General features: G+C 69.7%; 18 protein-coding genes and 1 tRNA gene. 12 read left to right on the plus strand and 7 right to left on the minus strand.

Annotated elements, in window-relative coordinates:
• Window positions 1-64: 64 nt before the first annotated feature.
• Complete coding sequence (locus KME78_RS18050) at window positions 65-949, plus strand: DMT family transporter (RefSeq protein ID WP_219530234.1); 885 nt, start codon at window positions 65-67, stop codon at window positions 947-949.
• On the opposite strand, the gene KME78_RS18055 is transcribed toward KME78_RS18050, so the two are convergent.
• A complete protein-coding gene (locus KME78_RS18055) occupies window positions 858-2,639 on the minus strand; it encodes an FAD-dependent monooxygenase (protein WP_219530235.1) in 1,782 nt (593 codons plus the stop codon). The two genes, KME78_RS18050 and KME78_RS18055, sit on opposite strands and share 92 nt — an antisense overlap.
• A gap of 81 nt (window positions 2,640-2,720) precedes the next feature.
• Here KME78_RS18055 and KME78_RS18065 point away from each other — a divergent pair, with 81 nt between their 5' ends.
• Window positions 2,721-3,548, plus strand: a complete 828-nt coding sequence (locus KME78_RS18065; RefSeq protein WP_308127030.1) for a TetR/AcrR family transcriptional regulator — start codon at window positions 2,721-2,723, stop codon at window positions 3,546-3,548.
• A gap of 283 nt (window positions 3,549-3,831) precedes the next feature.
• On the opposite strand, the gene KME78_RS18070 is transcribed toward KME78_RS18065, so the two are convergent.
• Window positions 3,832-6,480, minus strand: coding sequence for an nSTAND1 domain-containing NTPase (locus tag KME78_RS18070; protein ID WP_219530236.1), 2,649 nt, complete (start codon window positions 6,478-6,480; stop codon window positions 3,832-3,834).
• Between the two features lie 13 nt (window positions 6,481-6,493).
• The gene (locus KME78_RS18075) at window positions 6,494-7,072 is read right to left on the minus strand and encodes a GNAT family N-acetyltransferase (RefSeq protein WP_219530237.1); all 579 of its coding nucleotides are present in this window, start codon (window positions 7,070-7,072) and stop codon (window positions 6,494-6,496) included.
• Window positions 7,073-7,180: 108 nt separating this feature from the next.
• Here KME78_RS18075 and KME78_RS18080 point away from each other — a divergent pair, with 108 nt between their 5' ends.
• From KME78_RS18080 to KME78_RS18090, 3 genes are read left to right on the plus strand one after another with little or no spacing between them, the layout of a single operon-like run.
• A complete protein-coding gene (locus KME78_RS18080) occupies window positions 7,181-8,383 on the plus strand; it encodes an acyl-CoA dehydrogenase family protein (RefSeq protein ID WP_219530238.1) in 1,203 nt (400 codons plus the stop codon).
• Window positions 8,380-9,540, plus strand: coding sequence for an acyl-CoA dehydrogenase family protein (locus tag KME78_RS18085; protein WP_219530239.1), 1,161 nt, complete (start codon window positions 8,380-8,382; stop codon window positions 9,538-9,540). The genes KME78_RS18080 and KME78_RS18085 overlap by 4 nt, the downstream gene beginning before the upstream one ends.
• Complete coding sequence (locus KME78_RS18090) at window positions 9,537-10,601, plus strand: acyl-CoA dehydrogenase family protein (protein ID WP_219530240.1); 1,065 nt, start codon at window positions 9,537-9,539, stop codon at window positions 10,599-10,601. The genes KME78_RS18085 and KME78_RS18090 overlap by 4 nt, the downstream gene beginning before the upstream one ends.
• Here KME78_RS18090 and KME78_RS18095 read toward each other — a convergent pair.
• The gene (locus tag KME78_RS18095; RefSeq protein ID WP_219530241.1) at window positions 10,560-11,162 is read right to left on the minus strand and encodes a TetR/AcrR family transcriptional regulator; all 603 of its coding nucleotides are present in this window, start codon (window positions 11,160-11,162) and stop codon (window positions 10,560-10,562) included. The genes KME78_RS18090 and KME78_RS18095 overlap by 42 nt on opposite strands.
• Before the next feature lie 158 nt (window positions 11,163-11,320).
• Here KME78_RS18095 and KME78_RS18100 point away from each other — a divergent pair, with 158 nt between their 5' ends.
• A complete protein-coding gene (locus tag KME78_RS18100; RefSeq protein WP_219530242.1) occupies window positions 11,321-12,085 on the plus strand; it encodes a nuclease-related domain-containing protein in 765 nt (254 codons plus the stop codon).
• On the opposite strand, the gene KME78_RS18105 is transcribed toward KME78_RS18100, so the two are convergent.
• Together KME78_RS18105 and KME78_RS18110 are read right to left on the minus strand one after the other, a co-directional pair.
• Complete coding sequence (locus KME78_RS18105) at window positions 12,082-13,434, minus strand: vWA domain-containing protein (RefSeq protein WP_219530243.1); 1,353 nt, start codon at window positions 13,432-13,434, stop codon at window positions 12,082-12,084. The two genes, KME78_RS18100 and KME78_RS18105, sit on opposite strands and share 4 nt — an antisense overlap.
• On the minus strand, window positions 13,427-14,266 hold the full coding sequence (locus KME78_RS18110) for an AAA family ATPase (RefSeq protein WP_219530244.1): 840 nt from the start codon (window positions 14,264-14,266) through the stop codon (window positions 13,427-13,429). The genes KME78_RS18105 and KME78_RS18110 overlap by 8 nt, the downstream gene beginning before the upstream one ends.
• A 100-nt stretch (window positions 14,267-14,366) precedes the next feature.
• Here KME78_RS18110 and KME78_RS18115 point away from each other — a divergent pair.
• From KME78_RS18115 to KME78_RS18125, 3 genes are all read left to right on the plus strand, one after another.
• A tRNA-Lys gene (locus KME78_RS18115) sits at window positions 14,367-14,440 on the plus strand.
• A 274-nt stretch (window positions 14,441-14,714) separates the two neighbouring features.
• On the plus strand, window positions 14,715-17,882 hold the full coding sequence (locus tag KME78_RS18120) for a S8 family peptidase (protein WP_219530245.1): 3,168 nt from the start codon (window positions 14,715-14,717) through the stop codon (window positions 17,880-17,882).
• 281 nt (window positions 17,883-18,163) lie between these two features.
• Window positions 18,164-18,691, plus strand: a complete 528-nt coding sequence (locus KME78_RS18125) for a hypothetical protein (RefSeq protein ID WP_219530246.1) — start codon at window positions 18,164-18,166, stop codon at window positions 18,689-18,691.
• 46 nt (window positions 18,692-18,737) lie between these two features.
• On the opposite strand, the gene KME78_RS18130 is transcribed toward KME78_RS18125, so the two are convergent.
• Window positions 18,738-20,084: a hypothetical protein gene (locus KME78_RS18130; protein ID WP_219530247.1), complete on the minus strand. Its 1,347-nt coding sequence runs from the start codon at window positions 20,082-20,084 to the stop codon at window positions 18,738-18,740.
• Between the two features lie 64 nt (window positions 20,085-20,148).
• Between KME78_RS18130 and KME78_RS18135 the strand changes: the two genes are divergently transcribed.
• The 3 genes from KME78_RS18135 to KME78_RS64355 all read left to right on the plus strand — a co-directional run bounded on the left by KME78_RS18135 (window position 20,149) and on the right by KME78_RS64355 (window position 22,978).
• Window positions 20,149-21,726 carry an ATP-binding protein gene (locus tag KME78_RS18135; RefSeq protein ID WP_219530248.1) on the plus strand — a complete coding sequence of 526 codons (1,578 nt, stop codon included), beginning with the start codon at window positions 20,149-20,151 and terminating at the stop codon, window positions 21,724-21,726.
• Window positions 21,727-21,925: 199 nt separating this feature from the next.
• Complete coding sequence (locus tag KME78_RS18140; protein WP_246651292.1) at window positions 21,926-22,633, plus strand: DUF433 domain-containing protein; 708 nt, start codon at window positions 21,926-21,928, stop codon at window positions 22,631-22,633.
• 138 nt (window positions 22,634-22,771) lie between these two features.
• Window positions 22,772-22,978 (plus strand): hypothetical protein, encoded by a 207-nt coding sequence (locus KME78_RS64355; RefSeq protein ID WP_246651296.1) that lies wholly within the window; start codon window positions 22,772-22,774, stop codon window positions 22,976-22,978.
• Window positions 22,979-23,161 lie beyond the last annotated feature (183 nt).

Below are 23,161 nucleotides of genomic sequence, written 5' to 3' on the forward strand. Positions count from 1 at the left end.
CTTAGCTTCCCTCATAAGCTGGTGCAATGCTCTTGGAAGGATCCATGTCCCTGCGTGGGCGACGATGACCTGGGTCGGCCTCGTGATCGCGCTGGCGGGGGCGCTCGGATACGCGTTCGGTGCGGCGCTGCAACAGTTCGAAGCCGTGGCGGAGGGCGCCTCCCTCAGACTGGTGAGGCGCCCTCGCTGGTGGATCGGCGGCGTCATCGGCTTCACCGGCGCGTGCCTGCACGCCGTGGCGCTGAGCTTCGCGCCGCTGGTCGCCGTACAGCCGATCAGCGTGGCCACGCTGGTGTTCGCCGTGCCGCTGGCCGCGCTGATGTACGGCCGCCGCCCGTACAAAGCGGAAATACTTGGCTCCATCGCGGTGGCGGTCGGGCTGCTCTGGCTGATGGTGCTGCTCCCGACGCACAACGTGACACCGAAGCTCGGCGACGGGGCCGCGATCGGGTTCATCGCCGTGATCGGCGTGATCGTCCTCGCCGCCGAACTGATCGCCAACAGACTGCGCGGACCCGGCAAGGCCCTCATCCTGTCCGTGGGAGCCGGCGCCGTGACCGCGAGCGTGTCGACGTTCGTCCGGGCGGTCGGGGGTGGCATGCAGGGGGACTGGGGCCGGCTGTTGCACTGGTTCACACTCGCCGTGCCCGTGTTGCTGGTCTGCGCGGTCGTGCTGCTGCAACGCTCGTACGCGGTGGGCTACTTCGGCGTCGCGTACGCGGGCGTGCAGGTCGTGGACCCGATCACCTCGGTACTCGCCGGCGCGATCCTCCTCGGCGAACCCCTCCCGACCAACCCCTCCACCGCGATCCCCGCTGTGCTGGCGGCGGCGCTGACCATCGGCGGAACGATCACACTCAGCCGGTTGTCCCCTGATCATTCACATCCTGTGCAGGTGGACGCCACCCGAGAATCTCGTTCATTGACCGCAACATCAGATCTGGTGTGAGCCGCGAGGCCACCGCCACTCCCGCGTTCCGAAGTGCGACGGCCATCGGGTTACGCAGCTTGGTCATCTTGCAGAGGGTCATCGCCATGCGCACAATGCCTGCGGTCCGCTCCAGCCGCGCAGCGGTATAAGCGGCAAGCCGGTCTCTCACGTCGACGCGCCCACCCGCTAGCCACGCACCTGCTGGGCCCCTGACTGCTGGGCCCGCATCTGCCGGGTCCGTACCTGCTGGGCCCGCATCTGCCGGGTCCGTACCTGCTGGGCCCGCATCTGCCGGGTCCGTACCTGCTGGGCCCGCATCTGCCGGATCCGCATCCGCCGGACCCCCGGCTGCTGAGCCCTCGGCTGCTGGACCCCCACTTGCCAGGTTTCCGCCTCCTAGGCGCGCGCTTAGGAGGCCCGGATCCGCATCTACGTGCCCATTGCGGCTGTCCCTGTGTGGGCGGTCGGCGCCTGACAGGTTTTCGTCTGTGGGCCTCGCGTCTGGGAGGTTCCGGTGCGCGTTGATGCGGTCGCTGGGGATGTCCCTGGCTGGAGGGTCCGCGCGTGACGGATTGCCGTAGGGGAGGTCTGGGGCCGCATTGATGCGGCCGCCGAGGCTGTCCCCATCTGCGAGGCCGACACTTGGCCGGTCCCCTAGGGAAGGGGAATCGGTGGCGACTTCGGGGGCGGGCCGTGCGAGATCCCCACTCAGGCGGCGGCCACCTGCCGAGACCGTACCCGCGTGGAGATCACCTCTGGCCCGGAGCTCGCCCCCGACCGTGAGTTCCCCGTTGGCGGCGAGGGCGAGGATGATGGCGTCCTCGATGGCCTGGCAGGCGCCCTGGCCGAGGTTCGGGGTCATGGGGTGGGCCGCGTCCCCGATGAGCGCCACCCGGCCTCGGTGCATGGCGGGCAGCGGGGTGTCGAAGTAGTAGAGGTCGTTGCGGAGGATCCGCGCGTTGTCCGACGCGCGGATCAACGCGGGGATCGGATCGTGCCAGCCCCCGAACCTGCGCGACAACTCCTCGCGCTCGTCCGCGTGTACGGCTCCGGCGGGTGACAGGTCCGTCGCGTAGTAGTAGACGAGTTCGTCCGTCATCTGATGAGCCCCGAACAACAGGCCCTTGCCCCACGTCTCCGTGCTCTGAATCTCCCGGTCGAGCGCGGGCACCAGCCCCCGCCAGGCGGTGACCCCCGAATACACCGGACCGGGATGGTCAGGGAACAGCGCGGCGCGCGTCGCCGAGTGGATGCCGTCGGCGGCCACGATCAGATCGGCCTCCATGTCACCATCGCCCGTACGGACGATGCCCCTGTCGGCGTCCACGCTGGTGACGGTGGTGTTCAAGCGCAGGTGTTCGTGGCCCAGAGCCTCCACGAGCACCTCCACGAGGTCGGCACGGAGCAGGATGACGACCGAGTCGCCGTACAGCTTCTGAGCCTTGTCCTCGGTGGTATGCGTCAGCCAGCGCCCGTTCTGATGTCGTACGCCGACCTGACCCTGGATCCTGGACAGCTTGCGCACGCGGTCGCCCAGGCCGATCACGTCGAGTGCCTTCAACGCGTTGGCGGCGACGGCCACGCCGGACCCGACCGGCTCCAGCTTGGGCGCGCGTTCGAGCACGAGCACGTCCCAGCCCTTGCGACGTAACGCGATCCCCGCGGTCAGCCCGCCGATGCCGCCACCGATCACCACGGCTCTGGCCATGCCCGCCTCCCCAACTACGCCTGTAGTTTCACCATACTACGTCTGTAGTTCGGTGGCACTACCGGTGTAGTCTTGGCGTTCGTGAAGCGCTCTGAGGTCGTCGCGGACGCGGCAATCACCCTGCTGGCGGAGCGTGGCATGCGCGGGCTCACCCACCGAGCCGTCGACGAGGCCGCCGATCTCCCGCCCGGATCGACCTCCAACCTGGCCCGCACCCGCGCGGCCCTCCTGGAACTGACGCTTTCCCGCCTCACGGACCTGGAAGAACAGGCCTTGGCCTCGGTCTATCGTTTCCAGGGCCCAACCGCCCCGACCCGGTCGTCCGACGCGTTCCAGGGCTCAACCGCCCCGGCCCGTCCGTCCGAGGCGTTCCAGGGCTCAACCGCCCCGGCCCGTCCGTCCGAGGCGTTCCAGGGTTCGACCGCCTCGGCCCGGTCGTCCGAGGCGTTTCAGGGCTCGAACGCCTGGGGACGGTCGTCGGACGCGTTCCGGGAGTCTGGTTCGTCGGGTGGGGCGGCTGGTTCGCTTGCGGAGTCCGGTCCGTATGACGGGGCGGCTGAAGCGATTCTGGAGTCCGATTTGCCGGGGTTGGTGGCTGAGGCGCTGCACGTTCAGCTTGCCGATCGTAGGCGCACTCTGGCCCGGTACGAGCTGGCGCTGGAGGCGACCAGGCGGCCCGAGTTGCGCAAGATCTACGACGCGGCGGGGCGGCGCTTCCGTGACCCTGTCGTTGGGTTCCTGGCCGCGGTCGGGTCGCCGGATCCGGTGCGGCATGGGCGGCAGTTGGTGGCGTTCGGCGAGGGCATCATGTTCGATTCGATCGCGGGGGCAGGTGATGCGCCCTCCCTCGACGATTTGCGGGAGGCCGTACGGGAGTTCCTGCGGGGGATGCTGGGGGCGGGCGTCTGAGGTGGCGCCATCGGGCGGCTGTGGCGGGGCGTCTGTGTTCGGGTTTGTGCGGTGTTTGCGAGGTGCTGGGCCTGTCCGTGTGCTTTGCGGTACTTTGCGAGGTTCTGGGCCTGCCCGTGCGCTTAGCGGTATTTGCGAGGCGGTGGGCGTGTCAGCGTGTTGCGCGAGACTTCCAAGGTGATGGGCCGTGCGTTTCGCGGGACTTGCGACGTGATGGGCTGATCAATGTTTCGTGGAACCTGTGCGGTGGTGGGTGTGTCCCCGCTTCACAGGACCCGCGAGCTCAGCACACCGGTCGATACGGCACCTCGGACAGGTACTGGTTCCAGTCGGGCTGTGACAGCCCGCCGTACCGGCCGCAGATCGACGCCGCCGCGCGGGCCGGATCGGGTGGTGGGGTCGCGTGGGCGAGGTCGATGGTGAGGACCGTGCCGTGGTCGGCCAGTACGCGGAGCCAGCGCCCGTCCGGGGCCAGGGCGGCCTGGGCGGGGCGGTCGGTGCCGGTGGCCGGCACCTGGCGGTCCGTGAGGCGGGTGCCGTCCGCGACGCGCCAGACCCGCACGCGGTCGGTGTCCGTGCTGGCCAGCAGTTGACCGTCGGTACTGAAGCGCAGGTGACCGGGTGACGGCCGGAGCCGCACGGGGAGCACGGGTACGCCGTTCAGCGCGTAGACCTGCACCCCGGTCTCCTCGGCGATCGCCACCCGCTCGCCCTCGGGGCTGAACACCGCGTACTCCCACGGCATCCTGTCCAGCCACGGCGCCGGGGTGCGGACGCCCGTGGACAGGCGTACGACCTCCGAACGCGTCCCCGCGAACACCAGCGCCACCCTGTCCCGCGGCCCCACCACCACATACTGGCCGACGAACGCGGCCCGGCCGGTCCGCAGGTTCCAGGCCCAGCGCTCGCCCGACTGGCGGGCCGCGGCGAACAGCAGCCCGCCCCCCGGACTGAACCAGGCCGACTGCTGCCCCGGCGCGCCCAGCCCCCGCCCGAAGGGCGGTCCCACGCCCGCGCCCGAGGTCGTGTCCCACAGGTACGACCGGTCGACGCCGACGAGCGCCAGCGTCCGGCCGTCGGGGGACCAGGCCATCGCCCGTACGCTCTGGTCAGGACCGGCGGTCGTGGCCAGTTGCCTGCCGGAGATGGTGTCGTACACCCGGAGTGTCCCGTCGGTCAGCGCGGCCAGCCGGGTGCCGTCGTCGCTGAGCGCGTCGAGCGAACGCGCGCCACCGTACGGAGCGGCGAACACGTCCACCGCCGGATCGGCCGCCGAGTCCGCCAGCGCGGCACGGGCCTCCGCGACCGGAGCCAGGCGCCACGCGGCCAGGCTCAGCCTGCGCGCCGTCACGGGGTCGGCCGCCCGGAGCGCCCGCGCCCTGGACGCCGCCACCCTCGCCATGGCCTGGTCGAGCCGTCCGTCGGCCGTGCCGTTCTGCCAGACGGCGACGACGATCGCCGCCAAGACCGCGACCAGTGTCACCGAGGCCAGGACCATCATGGCCCGGCGCCGGCCGCGGGCCCGGCCGCGCACCAGCGCGCGCCCCCCGTCCAGGAACGCCTGCTCGGCGGCGCTCAACGTCACCCGCCGCCGCCCGCTCGCCGCCCACGCCAGCGCCCTGTCCAGCTCGTCCTCCTGGAACAGGTCGGTCTCCCGCCGCCCGCCCGCCTCCCACCGCCGCGCCGCCCTGGTCAGGTCCCGGTGTACGGCGAGGCCGTCGCGTTCGGCGTCGAGCCACTCGTGCAGGCGCGGCCAGGCCCGCAGGAGCGCCGCATGGGTGATGATCACGCCGTCGCCCGGGTCGGCCGGCTCCGGCACAGGGTTCTGCGCGGCGGAGGTCGCGCGAGGGCCGGGGGAGCTCGGGGCGTGGCTCGGCGCGGCCAAGCTGGGGTGGAGGCCAGATGAGCTCTGCGCGGCCAGGCTCGGGTGGGGAGCGGGCGTGCTGGGGCTGTGGTTCGGCGCGGCGGGGGAGTTCGCGGTGGGGGAGTTCGCGGTGGGGGAGTTCGTGGCGGAGGAGTTCGGGTCGTGGGTCTGTGTGATCAGGCCCGCCTCGGTGTACGCCTTGAGGACGCGGTCCAGGGCGGCCTGTTCCGGAGGACGGCCGGTGACCAGCTCGGTACGGATGGCGCCACGGCGGGTGTCGGTGCCGTCGGGGTCCATCCCCACCAGGCGCAGGAACACCTCCGGCACCACGTCCTGGTCCGCCCGGCTGAGCTGGAGATAGAGGCTCTCCGCCCGCGCGCCCAGCGGCGGGTCGTCCACCGGCTCCGGCGGAAGCAGACGCCCCTGCTGGGACTGCGGCACGTCGAGCAGGGACAGCAGCAGCTGATGCGCGCTCGGCCGCCGATCCGGGTCCCGGCGGAGCGCCGCCAGCACGAGCTCCCGAAGCGCCCGATCAAGCCGGTTCAGCAGCCGATCGGGCTGATCAGGTAATCGGTCCAGCCCGGACGGGCCGCATGCCGCGAACACCAGCAGCCTGCCCCAGTCCCGCACATCCCCCGGCGGCCCGCTCCCATCACCCCCGAGGCCGAGCCCGACCAGCCGCGGCCCCTCAACCCCCAGCACGACCCGGTCCGGCGTGAGCCCCCCGTGCACCGCCCCAGCCTCATGGATCGCCGCCAGCCCAGTGGCCGTGGCCGCCGCCAGCAGGTACAGATCATCCCCTTCGTACGGCCCACGCCGCCCGACCACCTCACCCAGCGTCGGCCCGGGGACGTACTCGCTGACCAGATACGGCACCTGCCCGTCGAGACAGACGTCCACCACCCGCGCGACGGACCGCGACCGCACCTGCATGGCGGCCTTGACCTGGAACGACGGCCGCGAGGGGAGGAGGGTGAGCGCATACCGAGTGCCCGACTCGTCGTAAGCGTCATGGACGGCGCCGCCGAGCCGGGAGCCTAACCAGTAGCCCCCCAGCCGGTCAGTCATGCGGCCCCTTCGGCTAACGGTTCAGGCGAGCGCGGTGGTGTGGCCACTCCTCTTCGAGGATGCCGAAATAGACCGTGTCGCGCCAGGTGCCGTCCGGCCTCCTGCGCTGGCGCCGCAGTGTGCCCTCGTGCACCCCACCGATGCGCTTGATGGCGTTCTGCGACCGCTCGTTCAGCACGTCGGTCTTGAGCATGACGCGGTTGTAGCCCAGCTTGTCGAAGGCGTGGTCGATAAGCAACAGCTTGCAGGAGGTGTTGACCGCCGTACGCCAGACCGCCCGGCCGTACCAGGTCCAGCCGATCTCGACGCTCATCTCGAACCCCGGCACGTCGATGTACGTCGTCCAGCCGACGGCCCGCCCCGACGACTTCTGCACGACCGCGAAAGCGACGTGCCTGTCGTCCGAGAGGAGGCCGCGGGCGATCTCCGCCAGCTCCTGCTCGGTACGTGGCGGCGGGACGGGCAGCCAGCGCCAGACCTCCTCGTCCCCGCCTCCGGCGCGGAACAGGTCGGGGATGTGCTCCATGGTGAGCGGCTCAAGGCGGACGACGTCGTTCTCGAGCACCACAGGGGCGGGCAGAATCGCGGTCATGACGGTCACCCTAAAAGAGGATTGGGGTCACCCCTTATGGCCACCTGGCCGATTTTGCGAGAGACCACCTGTCGACACTCATACCGGCCGGTCGGTAGGGTCACGGGTATGGACTTCGCCTTCGACACCGTCACCGAGGACCTGCGTGAGCGCCTGCTGCGCTTCATGGACGAATGCGTCTACCCGGCCGAAGCCGCCTTCGAGGAGCAGGCGGCGACCAGCGGATGGAGTTCGCCGCCCCTGGTCGCCGACCTGAAGGACGAGGCCAGGAAGCGCGGCCTGTGGAACCTGTTCCTGCCGGGAGAGCACGGCGCGGGGCTGACGAACCTGCAGTACGCGCCCCTGGCGGAGATCATGGGCCGCAGCCCGAGCCTGGCGCCCGTGGCCACCAACTGCGCCGCGCCGGACACCGGCAACATGGAGGTCCTGTCCATGTTCGGCAACGAGTGGCAGCGCAAGGAGTGGCTGCAGCCGTTGCTCGACGGCGAGATCCGCTCGGCGTTCGCGATGACCGAGCCCGACGTGGCCTCCTCCGACGCGACGAACATCGCCACCTCCATCGCCCGCGACGGCAACGAGTACGTCATCAACGGTCGCAAGTGGTTCATCTCCGGCGCGATGAACCCCGAATGCAAGATCTTCATCCTCATGGGTAAGACCAACCCCGACGCGCCGAAGCACCGCCAGCAGAGCATGGTGCTGGTGCCGCGCGACACACCCGGCATGTCGATCAAGCGCGGCATGCACGTGTTCGGCTACAGCGACGCCGACCACGGCGGCCACGCCGAGATCGTGTTCGAGGACGTACGGGTGCCGGTCGACAACCTGATCGGCGAGGAGGGCGGCGGCTTCGCGATCGCCCAGGCCAGGCTCGGGCCGGGCCGCATCCACCACTGCATGCGGCTGATCGGCATGGCCGAGCGCGCCGTCGAGCTGATGTGCCGCCGCGCGCTGGAGCGTACGACGTTCGGCAAGCCCGTCGCGCAGCAGGGCGTCATCCAGGAGTGGATCGCCGAGTCCCGCATCCGGATCGAGCAGCTGCGGCTGCTCGTCCTCAAGACGGCCTGGCTCATGGACACCGTCGGCAACCAGGGCGCCCACACCGAGATCCAGGCCATCAAGATCTCCACCCCGATCACCGTGGAATGGATCCTGGACAAGGCCATCCAGGTGCACGGCGCGGGCGGGGTCTCGCAGGACTTCCCCCTGGCGGCGCTCTGGGCGGGAGCCAGATCGCTGCGCCTGGCCGACGGTCCCGATGAGGTGCACAAGCGCTCACTCGCCTACCGCGAACTGAAGAGGTACATGTGAACGAGGCGGACATCAAGCACCACATAGACGCCTTCCGAGGCGCGAACGACCCAGACAACCGGCTGGAGTTCCTGCGGGCCAGGTTCGACGCCGGGCTGGCGTGGGTGTGGTTCCCCGAGGGGCTCGGCGGGCTGGGCGTCTCGCGGGAGCTGCAGCAGGTCGTCGAGCGGGAGCTCGCCGGCACGCCGCAGCTCAACACCGGCGTGCAGGGCATCGGCCTGGGCATGGCGGCGCCGACGATCCTGGCGTTCGGCACGGACGAGCAGCGGCGCCGTTTCCTCCGGCCGCTGTGGACGGGCGAGGAGATCTGGTGCCAGCTCTTCAGCGAGCCGGGCGCCGGGTCCGACCTGGCGACGCTCGCCACGAGGGCGGTCAGGGACGGCGACGAATGGGTCGTCGACGGCCAGAAGGTATGGACGTCCGGCGCGCACCACTCCCGGTGGGCGATCCTCGTCACCCGTACCGACCCGGACGTGCCCAAGCACCGCGGCATGACGTACTTCATCTGCGACATGCACGCGCCGGGCGTCGAGGTGCGCCCGCTGCGGCAGATCACCGGGGAGGCCGAGTTCAACGAGGTGTTCCTCACCGGGGTGCGGCTCTCCGACGACCTGCGGCTCGGTGAGGTCGGCGACGGCTGGCGCGTCGCCCAGACCACGCTGATGAACGAGCGCGTCGCGATCGGCGGCGCCCCCGTACGGCGCGGCGGCGGCATGATCGGCCCCGTGCTCGACACCTGGCGCGAGCACCCCGAGCTGCGCACCCACGACCTGCACCAGCGGCTGCTGTCGCTGTGGGTGGAGTCGGAGGTGACCCGCCTTTCCGGGGTACGGCTGCGCGAGCAGCTCGTCGCGGGGCAACCCGGTCCGGAGGGGTCGGGGATGAAGCTGTCGTTCGCCAAGCTGAACCAGGCGCTGTCGGGCCTCGACGTCGAGCTCAAGCGCGACCTCGGCTACGACGACTGGACCTTCCGCCGCTCGGAGGACGTCGACTTCTACGGGCGTGGCGCCGGCTACCGCTACCTGCGCGCCAAGGGCAACTCGATCGAGGGCGGCACCTCGGAGATCCTGCGCAACATCATCTCCGAACGAGTGCTCGGCCTGCCCTCCGAACCCCGCGTCGACAAAGACGTCCCGTGGAAGGACCTGCCCCGATGACCCTGCTGTACTCCGAGGTCGAGGAGGAGCTGCGCGCCGCCGTGCGCGGCCTGCTCGCCGACCGCTGCCCGCCCGCCGCGGTGCTCAAGCGGGTGGAGTCCGACCCCTATGACCTCGACCTGTGGAAGACGCTCGCCGGGGAGATCGGCGTGGCGGGCCTGCTCATCCCCGAGCAGTACGGCGGCGCGGGCGCCTCGGCCCGCGAGGCCGCTGTCGTGCTGGAAGAGCTCGGCCGGGGCGTCGCGCCGGTCCCGTTCTTCACCAGTGCCGTGCTGGCCACCCACGCGCTGCTGGCGACGGGCTCGGCGGAGCTGCTGGGCGAGCTGGCCGAGGGCCGGACGACCGCGGCCCTGGTGGTGTCGTTCGCCGCCTCGCCGTACCAGCCTTGGCGGGGTTCGTCGGTGACTGTGGACGGCGGGACGCTGTCCGGGACCGTGTCCGCGGTCGCGGGGGCGGAGGTGGCCGACGTGCTGCTGGTGCCGGTCGGCGGGGAGCTGTACGCGGTCGAGGCCGCGGACGCCGCCGTCGAGGTCGTGCCGTCGCTGGATCTGACCCGTCCGGTTGCCACGGTCCGCATCGTTGAGGCGCCCGCGCGGTTGCTGGGGCCGTGCGATCTGGCCGAGGTGCTGCGGTTCGGTGCGGGTCTGCTGGCCTCCGAGCAGCTCGGGGTGGCGGAGTGGTGCCTGGACACCACGCTCGCGTACGTGAAGGAACGGCACCAGTTCGCCCGCCCGGTCGGCTCGTTCCAGGCCATCAAGCACCGGCTGGCGGATCTGTGGCTCGACGTGGTCAGGGCGCGGGCCGCCGCGCGGGCCGCCGCCGGTGACGACTCGGCCGTGACGGTCGCCGTGGCCCAGGCGTGGAACGCGGGTGTCGCCGTACACGCGGCCGAAGAGGCCCTGCAGTTGCACGGCGGGATCGGGATGACATGGGAGCACCCCCTGCATCTCTACCTCAAGCGCGCCAAAGCCTGCGAGATGGCGCTCGGCACACCCGGCGACCACCGGGAGGCGCTGGCCTCACTCGCCGACGTGCCCGGCCCCGAGAGAGGTCAGCAGTAGGTCGGCGAAGTGCTTGCCCACCTGGGCGCCGGTCAGCGGTCCATCCGTGTGATACCAGGTGCCCAGGTGGTGCACCGAGCCGAAGAAGTAGTCGACGACGAGCTCGGCCGGGACGCGGTCGCTGAACACGCCCTCGCGCTGGCCCTCGATCACCAGGTCGCGGAAGCGCTCGTGGTAGCGGCGGCGCTCGGCTCGTACGGTCTTGCGGGTCGCCGGCGCGAGCAGGTGCATCGACCGGAAGAAGATCTTGGAGTCGTCGAGATTCGCGGTGGTGGTCTCGATGACGTCGGCCGCCGCCGCGTGCAGCCGCTCGGCGACCGTGCCGGGGCCGTCGGCGATCTCGGTCAGGCGCTCCATCTGCAGGCGGAGCACCCGGCCGTAGATCTCGTGCAGCAGATCATCCTTGGAGTCGAAATAGTGGTACATGGCGCCTTTGGTGACGCCAGCGGCCAGTACGATCTCCTGTACCGAGGCGCCCTCGAAGCCCCGCTCCGCGAAAAGCCGGGTCGCTTCGCCCAGCAGCCTCCTGCGTACCGGTTCGTCCTTCACGTCGCACAGCATACCGACTGGTCGGTTGATGACGTTCCGACAGGTGCTATTTCCGTCACCTTAGGGTCCCCTTGCTTCCGCTGGGGGCGCGTGGGGTATTAATTAACTCGGCGAGGATCTTCGGCGTGGCAGATCCTGATGGATGCAGCGACTCATTGGGGGAGTTTGCCGTGCCCGGTGGCTCTATTTACGTGCAGCAGGACGAGAAGTTCACTGGGGCATCGCCGCAGTGGTACTACGAGAAGTTCTGGCGCGAGGACGCCAACAACCGCAAGCGATCAAGGATGATCAAGGCGGCCGTTGGCTTCGCGGCGGGCATCGGCCTGGCGCTCCGCTTCGACCTGGGGCTCACCGCCCTCTACGGCCTCGCGTTCGCGGGCCTCGTAGCCGGCATCGACTGGTATGTCGCCTGGCGCTCCTTCCGCCTGACCGCGGTCTGGCGTGGCCGGCGGCGCGGTGAGGTGATCACCGGCCGGCTGCTCCGCCGCTCGCTCGGCAAGCACGGCTACAGCGTCCTCGACGGCCGGGCCATCAGGGATCAGGCGTCCATCGACCACCTCGTGATCGGCCCCGGCGGCGTCTGGGCCATCGACAACGAGTCATGGAGCCCCGACACCGAGATCGCCACCTACAACGGGCGGCTCTTCTTCGGCGAGAAGTACGGCAGCAAGGTGGCCAAGTCGCTGGTCGAGACCTCCAACGCCTTCGCCGAGCTGCTCACCCGCGAGACCGGGATCCCGGTGACGATCACCCCGCTGCTCGCCGTGCACTGCGGCCTGCTGCCGCGCGGCGGCCAGGTCACCGCCGAGGGCCTCACGCTGCTCAAGCCGAGCCTGGTGGCCAGGCGCATCAAGGCGACCGCCGGAGAGGTGCTCGACGAGCAGCAGATCGAGCTGCTCACCCGCACCGCCGCCCGCGAACTCCAGCGTGCCTAGGCCAGGTCCTGGATGAACGCGCTGAGCTGGGCGACGTTGCGGCACTCGTACATCGGCACGACCGCGTCGTAGTCGGTGGCGATGGAGTCGCCCGTGTCCCACTGCTGGCGGGGCTCCGGGTTCAGCCAGTAGGCGTGCCGGGCTTTGGCGGCCAGGGCGCGCAGCGTGTCGACGGCGGCCGGCTGGTAGTTGGAGCGGGCGTCGCCGAGGATCAGCAGCGACGTCTTGGAGCCGATCGCGTCGCCGTAGCGCTCGGCGAACCGCTCGAAGGAATGGCCGTAGTTCGTCCGCCCGAAGCGCACCATGTCCGCCTCGTTGGCCAGCCGGGTCATCGCCTCCACCACGTCCGCGCCGGGGACGAAGAAGCGGGTGATCTCGTCGACCGTGTCCACGAACCCGAACGCCCGTACCTTGGTGAACTGCTCCCTCAGCGCGTACGTGAGCAGCAGTGTGAAGTGCGCGAACGACGAGACCGAGTCGCTGGTGTCGCAGAGGATCACCAGCTCGGGCTTGTGCGGCCGGGGCGGCTTGAAGTGCGTGGTCAGCGGGACGCCGCCGCTCTGCAGTGAGGCCCGCATGGTGCGGCGGAAGTCGAGCCGGCCGCGTCTGCCCTTGCGATGCTTGATCGTCAGCCTGGCCGCCAGGCGCCTGGCCAGCGGGTAGACCTCTCGCCGCAGCCTGGCCAGGTCCGCCTTGGTGATGCGGAGGAAGTCGAGCTGGTCGAGCGGGGGGCGGACGGCCGAGCGGGCGATGCGTTCGACGCCGGAGTCCTCGGCGATGCGGCGGCGTACGTCGGTGGCGACCGCGTCCTCGAAGCGCTTGATGCCGGAGTTCACCCGCTGCCGGGCGGTCTTCTCGGCCAGGCCGCCGCGCTCCTGACCGGCCAGGACCTCCTGGAGGATGCGCGCCATCAGCGTCTCGGGGGACAGCGCGCGCAGGACGCTGTAGGAGAACCAGTTCTGGCGGCCCGGACCCGCCGGCTGCCGGCCGAACCGCCCGACCATGGCCCTGGCGAACTCCCGCATCTCGGCCTCACCGCCCTGGGTGAGCAGCCGAGCCAGGTGGTCGCGCAGCTCACTGAGCTCCGCGCTGTCATCTTCGATGGTGCCCAGACCAGTCGTGGAGGACGGGAACCACAGATCGAACAGCATGTCGAACCCGGGACGGTACCCCGGCTTCTTGACCAGCGTCGCCGCGTAGGCCGCGCGCAGCGACTCGCGCTCGGTCAGGTCGATCACCCGCAGCGCCCGCACCGCGTCGAGCCCCTCGGCCAGCGACACGGGCAGCCCCGCCTCCCGCAGCGCATGCACGAACCCGACATGCCTGTCGACCAGCGACGTGTCACTCATGCGGCAGCCCGAGTTCCTTGACGGCGCGAGCGTGGTCGGAGGCGTGCTTGAGCACCACGCCCAGCGTGCCCGCCACCGTCGCCTCGTCCAGCTCGTCGCGTCCCAGGGCGAGCAGCGTGTTCGCCCAGTCGACCGTCTCCGCCACCGACGGCGCCTTCTTCAGCTCCAGGGACCGCAGCGTGGCGACGGTCCTGGCCAGCTGCTCGGCCAGGTCCGCGCGGATCGTCGGCACCTGGCTGAGCACGATGTCGCGCTCGCGTTCCGGCGTCGGGTACTCGATGTGCAGGTACAGGCAGCGCCGCTTGAGCGCCTCGGACAGCTCACGGGTCGCGTTGGAGGTCAGCACGACGTACGGCTTGCGTACCGCGCTGATGGTGCCCAGCTCCGGGATCGTCACCTGGAAGTCCGACAGAAGCTCCAGCAGCAGCCCCTCGACCTCCACATCCGCCTTGTCCGTCTCGTCGATGAGCAGCACGGTCGGCACCCCGGCCCGGATCGCCTTGAGCAGCGGCCGCTCCAGCAGGAACTCCTCGCTGAAGATGTCGTCATCGGCACTCGTGGCCTGGATGCGCAGGAGCTGCTTCTTGTAGTTCCACTCGTACAGGGCTCTGGCCTCGTCGAGCCCCTCGTAGCACTGCAACCTGATCAGCTCGGAACCGGTGGCCAGCGCCACGGCCTTGGCCAGCTGCGTCTTGCCCACCCCCGCGGGGCCTTCGACCAGCAGCGGCTTGCCGAGGGCGGCGGCGAGGAACACCGAGGTGGAGATGGCGTCGTCGGAGAGATAGTCAACGGCGGCGAGCCGCTCGGTCACGGCGGCGGGCGAGTTGAACATCGATGCTCCTGTCTGAATGCCGAACTTTATTCTAGCGGCTGGCAGGCAGGTGATACCGATTCGACCAACATGCGGAGTGCCGGTATATTCCTCTCTGCAAGCGCCGCTAGCTCAGTTGGTTAGAGCAGCTGACTCTTAATCAGCGGGTCCGGGGTTCGAGTCCCTGGCGGCGCACCCGATGGAATCCCTGGCTCAGTGCGCTGAGCCAGGGTTTCTCGGTTCTTGGCGGACATCCGCCTCTCTCTGGACAGACCGAGGCGCGCCGTTCGGCCGTCGTCGACAATCGCCACGCGTCCCCGCCGGTTCCGGCCATTCAGGACGACCAACCCAGCACCGTGTTCGGCGAGCTGTGTTCCGACCGTTCGCCGGCGCCGGGCAACCTGGAACGACCTCCCGAGCGTAATAGCGAGTGATCATCGCCAACGGAATCGGAACGGGAGAAGACGGAGTGCGAAAGACGACGACGAGAGCGGCGGGCGCGTTCCTGCTGGTCGCCTCGTCCATCATCGTATTACCCGCCGCCCACGCGAGCGCCGGGGCAGCGGGGAACGCCCGCAGTGTCACCCTGATCACCGGCGACCGGGTGGTCCTCGCACCGGACGGAAGTCCCCTGATCACGCCGGGCGAGGGAAGGAAGGGTATCGACTTCCACACCTTCGGCAGCGGCGGGCGGTTGCGGGTCGTGCCGGGTGACGCGATCGAGCCCCTGCGGCAGGGGCGCCTGGATCCGCGCCTGTTCGAGGTGAGCGCGCTGGCCAAGTCCGGTTACGACGACCGGCGTCAGGACCTGCCGCTCGTCGTCACCGGCGCCCCCGCGCTCAGATCGTTGCGCGGCGGGGCGGGGCAGCGGGCGCTGGCCGCAGTCGGCGGCTTCGCCGTGCGGCAGGACAGGGCACAGGCCGTCCGGTTCTGGCAGGACTTGCGGAACGTCGGGGGCAAGATATGGCTCGACGCGCGTGTCAAGCTGTCCCTTGACACCAGCATCAAGCAGATCGGCGCTCCCGCGGCCTGGGCGAAAGGGCTGACCGGCGCGGGAGTCAAGGTGGCGGTGCTGGACAGCGGCATCGACAGTGCCCATCCGGACCTGGCCGGGAAGGTGGTCGCGCGGGCGGACTTCACCGAGACGCCCGACGAACGGGATGTGGCCGGGCACGGCACACACGTGGCGTCCACCATCGCGGGCACCGGAGCGTCCTCCGGCGGCAGGTATCGTGGGGCGGCGCCGGACGCCCAACTGCTGGACGGCAAGGTGTGCGAACCGGGTTTCTGCACCTACTCCGCCATTCTGGCCGGGATGCAGTGGGCCGCCGACCAGGGCGCCCGGGTGGTCAACCTGAGCCTGGGCGGCCCGGACGAGCCTGGTCTCGACCCGCTGGAGGAGGCCGTTCAGCGACTGAGCGAGAGCCACGGCACGCTGTTCGTGATCGCGGCGGGCAACGACGGGGCGGACCGTTCGGTCAGCTCCCCCGCCAGCGCGGACGCCGCTCTGGCCGTGGGGGCCGTGGACAGGACGGACCGACTGGCGGACTTCTCCAGCAGGGGCCCGCGCGTGGGCGACTCCGGGCTGAAGCCGGAGATCACCGCGCCGGGCGTGGAGATCACCGCCGCGCGGAGCAAGGACAGCCCGGGCAGCGGGCCGTACGTGGCCATGTCGGGGACCTCGATGGCGACCCCGCACGTCGCGGGAACGGCCGCGCTGCTGGCGGGCGCGCACGCGAGCTGGAAGGCGGCGGAGCTGAAGGCCGCGCTCATGGGCTCGGCCAAGCCCCAGCCACAGACGGGGGTGTTCTCCCAGGGGGCGGGACGCGTGGACGCCGAGCGGGGAGCCACGCAGGCGGTGACCGCGAACCCACCCGGCCTGGGGTTCGGCCTGCAGCGCTGGCCACACGCCGACGACGAGGTGCTCACCAAGAAGCTCACGTACCACAACCACGGTGATACGCCGGTCACCCTCGACCTCGGCGTCACGTCGGGCACGACCTTCTCCGTGAGCCCGGCCACGCTGACGGTGCCCGCGGGCGGACAGGCGGAGGCGACGGTGACGGCGGACACGCGCACCGGCGAGCCCGACGGCTTCCTCGGCGCTTTCGTCGAGGCCAAGGGACCGGGCGGCGTCGTGGTGAGCACGCCCGCCGCAGTGGAGAAGGAGATCGAGAGCTACGACCTGACCGTCAACCAGACCGACCGGTCGGGCAAGCCGACGGCCGACTACCAGATGGTGATCTGGCGGCTGGACGCCGAGGGACCGTCGCCCCAGGTGTTCTGGCCGACCGAGAGCTCGATGACCTTCCGCCTGCCCAAGGGCGAGTACCTGCTGGACACCACCATTCTGAGCGAGGACGGCGTGGCGCTGCTGGTGCAGCCACGCCTGCGCCTGGACAGGGCGCGGACCGTCGAGGCGGACGCCCGGCTGGGCCGGCCCACGTCGATCCGCCCGCCCACACCCGGCGCGGTGCTGAAGGAGGGCAGCGTCGCGTACTCGTTCAGGACGCCCGACCGGTTGAACACCAGGGGCTGGTACTCGATGAACTTCGCCAGGGCGTTCACCGCGCAACTCGGCCCCGAGCAGACAGAAGAAGGCATGCTCACCCGGGTGAGCGCGCACTACCAGGCGGGTCAGGACAGTTACCAGCTCGCCTGGTTCGAGCGGGACCGCATGATCACCGGCTATGACCGGGCGGTGGATCCCAAGAATCTGGCGCGCGTACGTGTCGACGTCGCGGAACATCTGCCGGGCGCCCACGTGCTGATGGGCCGTCAGGCCGCGCCGAGCCAGGGCGTCATGCTGACGCATGCCAGCCTGAACGAGCTCACCCCGCCGTCGACGCTGACCGAGTACGTCAACACCGACGACGGCATCCGCTGGCGGGCCGCCGTGACCGAGTTCGGGGCCGACGGCCAGGCCACCGCGTTCTCGTCCGCTCCGGTGCGGTTGCGGCCGGGCAGCGTCACCACGGAGTTGTGGAACCGTGGCGTGTTCGGCCCTTCACTCCCGTCAGGGGACCAGCCGCGCGAGCCCGCGAGCCGCACCGGTGACGTCATCGCGGTGGATCTGCCGATGTTCGGTGACGGGCGCGGGTCGATCGGGGATTCCGGGCCGGCCACCGAGCACGTATCCCTCTACCGCGATGGCGAGCTCGTCGGCGAGAGCGACTGGCTGAGGGAGCGGTTCACCGTACCGCCGGGCGGGGGGACGTACCGGCTGGTCGCCCGCGCGGAGCGGGGAGAGTCTGCGGTGTTGTCCACGCGCAGCTCGGCGACGTGGACGTTCCGGTCGGAGAGCACGAACTCGCCGACCCGGCTGCCGCTGTCCGTGGTTCGGTTCACCCCGGACCTCGACGTGCGGAACTCCGCTCCGGCCGGGCGGCGCTTCGTGGTGCCGTTCACCGTGCAGCGGCTGGCCGGAAGCGCGGCGGGCCCGGCTCGTGAGGTGGTCGTGGAGGTGTCCTACGACGACGGCGTGACCTGGAGCCGGGCGAAGGTCGCCGGGTCCAAGGTCGTCCTGGACCATCCTCGGCGCAGCGGGTTCGTGTCGCTTCGGGCCAGCTCGGCCGACGTTCACGGCAACAAGGTGGAGCAGAGCGTGATCCGCGCCTACCGGATCACCGCGCCGTAGCGGTGCGTTCGCTCCCGGCGGCCCCTGACTGGGCCCCGGGAGCGTCCTTTCAGCGGTGGTGGCAGCGCTGGGGCGGGTGGTTGGTCCGGACGTGCGCCGCTTCCGCCAGGGGCCGGTCGCATGGCTCTGGCGCTGGGCCACCTGGGCCCGCCACCCGCCCCTGACCCGGGCCTCGTGACGCCGCTGTCATTCGGCAGGACAGGTTGAACGTCCCCGACATGACGTTTCGGTGGGTTCGCCATCGGCTATGGTGCACGTTCATGATCCCCAAAAGGAGCATGATGACCCAGACGACAACCCTGCGAGTCGGCCGCTCGGCGCTGGTGGCGGCGGCCCTGGCCGGAGCCGTCGCGCTGACGGGAGCCGCGCCCGCCGCGAACGCCGCCGCCACCGGGAAAGCGACGTTAGGGCCGTTCGGGTACGGCAACATACGCCTCGGGATGACCGAAGCGAAGGCCAGAGCAACCGGCCGGATCGTGCGCAAGACCATCAAGGCCGACATCACATGCTCGGCCTACGATTTCACGAACCATCGGTATGAGGGCAACCGGGCGGGACTGTTCATCTCGAAGAAGCAGGGCGTGGTGACGATCTCCGCGCCCGGCAAGGTCAAGACGCCTCAGGGCATCGGCTGGGGCTCCACCCCCGCGCAGTTGAAAGCCACTTATCCCCACCTCAAGCAGAACGCAATGTACGGCACCTACGTCACCGTGCCGGGCAACCCCAAGGCGATCTACGTCTTCGTCTCGTCGAGGAGGATGGTCCTCGGCGTCACCCTGGTCATGACCGCGCAGACCTGCCTCAGGTGACGGGTCCGGGGTTCGAGTCCCCGGCGGCGCACAGTGAAATCCCGGCTCATCTATCTTGAGCCGGGGTTTCTTTGTCTACCGACCGGTCTAGCTGTGCCCAAGGAGGTGGCTTGTCCCGCGCGGCCGAGATCGCTTTCGGGGTGGGCCGTCCAGCAGACTGCGGAACCCTTTCGAGCGGTATTCCCAGCGCCTCCGCCCAATGCCGACGCCAGGAGAGTTGTCGTTGGGCCCTGCGTTCCACGCGGGTTTGAGCCTTGCGGCGGCGGCGCTCGACTTCGGTGCGGGCCGCGCTCTCCGACCGGAGCCAGGGCGGCGGATTTCGCAACAGACCTGCCACATGCTGGGCCGACCAGCGGCCGCTACCGGGACGTAGCTGCCGGATCACATCGACCGGCAGGCTGAACAGCTCGGCCACCGATGCGTCGGAGAGCCGGGTGGCTGCGCGGTTGGCCGCGTCGACGGCTGCCTGCTCGGCGCGGTGGCGCCGGGCCGCATCCGCCGCGGCACGGCGTGCCGCCGCTTGGGCGGCTCGGCGTAGCTCCTCATCGGCTCGGGCGTGCAGGAACCAGGCCGGTGGTGAGGAAAGCAGCTCATGCAGGGCCGGAGCGAACAGGTGGTCGCCGAGGCGCGGAAAATCGGCGGGGAACGCATCAACAGGCACGCCGAGGGCATCCGTCGGCTCGGTCAGCAGGGTGACCACCTCGCTTGCGAGGGGGAGGAGCGAGCCGAGCATGGCATCGAGGTCGGGGCTGGACAGCCGGGCCGTGCGCAGCGTCGCGAGGAGCTCGGTGATACGAGGGTCATGAAGACAGGCGAGGCGACGAAGCGGACGCGGTCTGGTGCCGGAGGCCTCCATGAGAGCGGCCGCCCAGATGAGCACCTGAATCGGGTCCCCGTCGTGACCGGGCATGGCCCGTTGCAGCCACGCACGTGCTGCCACCGCCCGCTCGCTGTTGAGCTTGCGGGTCGCGGCTGCCTTACGCGCTGCTTCGGACCGCGAAAGGGTCCGGGCCGCGGCGCGCAGTTCGGTGTCGGCCCGGGCGAGGTCGGCGAGCGCGTCGACGTCGGCGGCGCGGTAGTAGCGGATGGTGAGTGTCCGGCCGTACTTCCGGATCTCATCGACGGCGACGGGTGTGAGACGGTCGGCGAGGCATTTGAAACGTTGAGGGGAGATGCCCAGCCTGGTGGCCGCCTGGGTGGCGTTGCAGCGATGTTCGGCGGCGAGCAGGCGTTGGAAGCGCTCGGCGTCCGCCTTCGCCGCATTGACCGAGACGGGGTCGAATGTGCGGTCCGGCAGGCGGCGGAGCAGGTTGGTCTCGACTGCGAGCTCGACTTCCCAGACGGCGAGGCCGAGCACCTCGCGCACCTTCTTCAGACCCAGACCACGTGCCATGGACAACAGTCTGCCGACGGCCTACGACATGCGCCATAGATGGGTAACCATTACCGTACAGAGAGTGAAGTCCTTTAACACGACGGGCCCGTGCCGACCGGGCAAGCACTTCATGCTCCCCCCGATTGCCCGGATCCCCGAGGCGAGGGAGCTGATCGACGAGGAGAAATACTTCGTCATCCGCGGGCCACGCCAGAGCGGCAAGACGACCTCGCTCCTGGCCCTGGCCGCCGAATTGCGGGACGAGGGCGAGTACGCGGCGGTGTACATCTCCTGCGAGAGTGCCTCCACCCGGCCCGATCACGCCGCTCCGGCTGAGGTGCGGATTCTCTCCGTGATCGCGGCCAATGCTCGGGATTCTGGGCTGCCACAAGAGTGCTTGCCGCCGGAGCCGTGGCCGGAGGCTCCTGGAGGCAACCGACTGCTCAGAGGACTCTCCGCATGGGCCCGCCGCTGCCCGCGCCCGGTCGTGCTGCTCATGGATGAGATCGACGCGATTCAGGGCGATGAGTTGATCAGTGTTCTCCGGCAGCTCCGCCAGGGACACAACAGTTTCCCGGTGCCGTTCCCGCACAGTGTGGCGCTGTGCGGGATGCGTGACGTGCGCGACTGCATGACGCCTTCGGACGGCGACCCGTCAAGGCTGGTCGACCCCGTGCCGTTCAACATCCTCGCCGAGTCGATGCGGCCGGCGGACTTCACCTTCGAGCAGGTGGCCGAGCTGTACGGCCAGCACACCGACGCCACCGGCCAGGAGTTCACCGCGCACGCGATCCAGCGCGCCTTCCACGCCAGCCAGGGGCAGCCGTGGCTGGTCAACGCCCTCGCCCACGAGATCATCCGCGAGATGCGCATCCCGGAAAGTCAGTCGATCACCGACGAGCACATGAACCAGGCGGTCGAGCGGCTCATCGTCGCCCGCGCCGTCCACCTGGACTCCCTGGCCGCCAAGCTGCGTGAGGACCGCGTCCAGCGCATCATCGAGCCACTGCTCACCGGCGCAGTGCGGGAGAACGTCTATGACGATGACCTCGCCTACACCCGCGATCTCGGCCTCGTCACCCAGAAACCGCCGGTCCAGGTCGCCAACCCGATTTATCAGGAAGTCATCCTGCGCGTCCTCAGCCAGGACGTCGAGGCTGAGATCCAGTTTGACCGCTCAGCCTTCCTGACCCAGGACGGGCGGCTCGACATGCCCACGATCCTGCAGAGGTTCCTCACCTTCTGGCGGCGTAACGGCGAGATCCTGCAGAGCCGCGAGACCTATCACGAGGCCGCCTGTCACCTGATCTTCATGGCTTGGCTGCACCGGGTGGTCAACGGCGGCGGTGTGATCGACCGTGAGTACGCCCTGGGCCGTGGTCGCATGGACATCTGCGTCCAATGGCCCTACAAAGACGCCGACGGCAAGCGCGCCTGGCAGTGGGAGGCCATCGAACTCAAGGTCCATCGCCCCAGGCAGCCCGATCCCGTCGAAGACGGCCTGCACCAGCTCGACGGTTACCTCGATCACCTCGACCTGAGCCACGGCACCCTCATCGTCTTCGACCGCCGGCCCACCGCCCCACCCCTCCTGGAGCGCACCGCCATCGAACAGCTCACCAGCCCGCGCGGTCACGCCGTCACCCTCGTCCAGGCATGAAGACTCACACGCTGGCATCCAGGGATCAGACCAGGTGACCCTGGCCCACGGGGTCCGGTACGCCCAGCCGTACCCGCAGATGGCCCGCGTGCCGTAGGCGGGCGAGGAGAGGGACGGACGCGTCGGGGCGACGGGGATGAGCTCCGATTCTTCGTCCGCGATCGATCTCCGATCAAGATGGGGTGACGGTGAGTGAATCATGGGGATGTTTGCGATGATGAAGCGGCCGGGTCGAGCGCGGGAGGTGAAGCAGGTGTCCTACACACCGAAGCTGGCGGCGGCGTTGTCGGGTGCCACGCTTCGCCAGCTCGCCCACTGGCGTAAGGCCGGTTCTGGCCGTGGCGCGGTGCTGGTGCCGGAGATCTCGCCAGTGCGTCCGGTGCTGTACTCGTTTCGGGACCTGGTCGCGTTGCGCACCTGTGTGAAGCTGCGCAACGACGCGTCCTTGCAGAAGATTCGTCGAGCGTTGGACACGCTCCGCGACGATCTGCAGGAGCGTGAGCATCTGTCGACATACCAGCTGGTGACCGATGGCTCCACGATTTACTTGGTCGAGCAGGGCCAGGCCACCGATCTGGTGCATCGCACAGCCAACATCGTCATCCATGACATGGTCGAGGTCCTACGGCCGTTCTACCGCGATGGACGGCACATTCCGGACCTGCTACGTCCCCGGGAGCACGTCATGGTCGACCCGGCGGTCCGCGGTGGCATCCCGGTGATCGAAGGGACCCGCGTGCCGTACGACGAGATTGCGGCGCGGCTGCGGGATGGTGTTCCGGCTGAGCGGATCGCGGAGTACTACCCGAGTGTGTCCGCTACCGCGGCGCTGGACGCTGCCGACTTCGCCGACTACGTCGACAGTTACGAACCCCCCAGGGAGCAGCGTGAGGCTGCTGCTGGATGAGAACGTCCCCCGCCCGCTGCACCAGGTCCTGATGAGTTTCGTGCTGAACCACGACATCGTCCATCTACTGGATCTTCCTGGCTGGTCGGGCACACGTGACGAGACCTATATCCGCGAGCCGCGGATGAGGGGTTCCACGTGGTTCTCACCAATGATGGTCGTCAGATGCAGCGACCTCGGGAAGTGGCTGCGATCGCCGCATCCGGCCTCCACCGGATCGAATACCCGCACAAGCACCCTGGGCTGATCGGGATGGGCATCGCGATCGCGACGGTCGCCGCTGGACTGCCGAGCGCACTGGCGTTGCTGGAAGAATCCAGCGGACCACGCTTGATCACTATGTGAGGCGTGGATCCCACGGTAGCGAGTCGGCTGGGGGTGATCGATCCTGCGCTGAATCCGCCCAAGTTCTGGCCTACATTTTCGTAGTCTGAGCGGACCACCAGGTGTCCCAGATATCGGGGCGGATTCTGCCACGCGAAGCACCGGGGAGCCCTTGCCGGGAGAAGGCCCGCGAGACGGTGGAGG

It is taken from the genome of Nonomuraea guangzhouensis (assembly GCF_019396345.1).
GTDB classification, from domain to species: domain Bacteria; phylum Actinomycetota; class Actinomycetes; order Streptosporangiales; family Streptosporangiaceae; genus Nonomuraea; species Nonomuraea guangzhouensis.

Excerpts from the sequence above, each read along its gene's own strand:
- KME78_RS18050 (WP_219530234.1), top strand. The coding sequence starts at position 65 with ATGACCTGGGTCGGCCTCGTGATCGCGCTGGCGGGGGCGCTCGGATAC.
- KME78_RS18055 (WP_219530235.1), bottom strand. The coding sequence starts at position 2,639 with ATGGCCAGAGCCGTGGTGATCGGTGGCGGCATCGGCGGGCTGACCGCG.
- KME78_RS18070 (WP_219530236.1), bottom strand. The coding sequence starts at position 6,480 with ATGACTGACCGGCTGGGGGGCTACTGGTTAGGCTCCCGGCTCGGCGGC.
- KME78_RS18075 (WP_219530237.1), bottom strand. The coding sequence starts at position 7,072 with ATGACCGCGATTCTGCCCGCCCCTGTGGTGCTCGAGAACGACGTCGTC.
- KME78_RS18080 (WP_219530238.1), top strand. The coding sequence starts at position 7,181 with ATGGACTTCGCCTTCGACACCGTCACCGAGGACCTGCGTGAGCGCCTG.
- KME78_RS18090 (WP_219530240.1), top strand. The coding sequence starts at position 9,537 with ATGACCCTGCTGTACTCCGAGGTCGAGGAGGAGCTGCGCGCCGCCGTG.
- KME78_RS18095 (WP_219530241.1), bottom strand. The coding sequence starts at position 11,162 with ATGCTGTGCGACGTGAAGGACGAACCGGTACGCAGGAGGCTGCTGGGC.
- KME78_RS18105 (WP_219530243.1), bottom strand. The coding sequence starts at position 13,434 with ATGAGTGACACGTCGCTGGTCGACAGGCATGTCGGGTTCGTGCATGCG.
- KME78_RS18110 (WP_219530244.1), bottom strand. The coding sequence starts at position 14,266 with ATGTTCAACTCGCCCGCCGCCGTGACCGAGCGGCTCGCCGCCGTTGAC.
- KME78_RS18125 (WP_219530246.1), top strand. The coding sequence starts at position 18,164 with ATGACCCAGACGACAACCCTGCGAGTCGGCCGCTCGGCGCTGGTGGCG.
- KME78_RS18130 (WP_219530247.1), bottom strand. The coding sequence starts at position 20,084 with ATGGCACGTGGTCTGGGTCTGAAGAAGGTGCGCGAGGTGCTCGGCCTC.
- KME78_RS18140 (WP_246651292.1), top strand. The coding sequence starts at position 21,926 with ATGGGGATGTTTGCGATGATGAAGCGGCCGGGTCGAGCGCGGGAGGTG.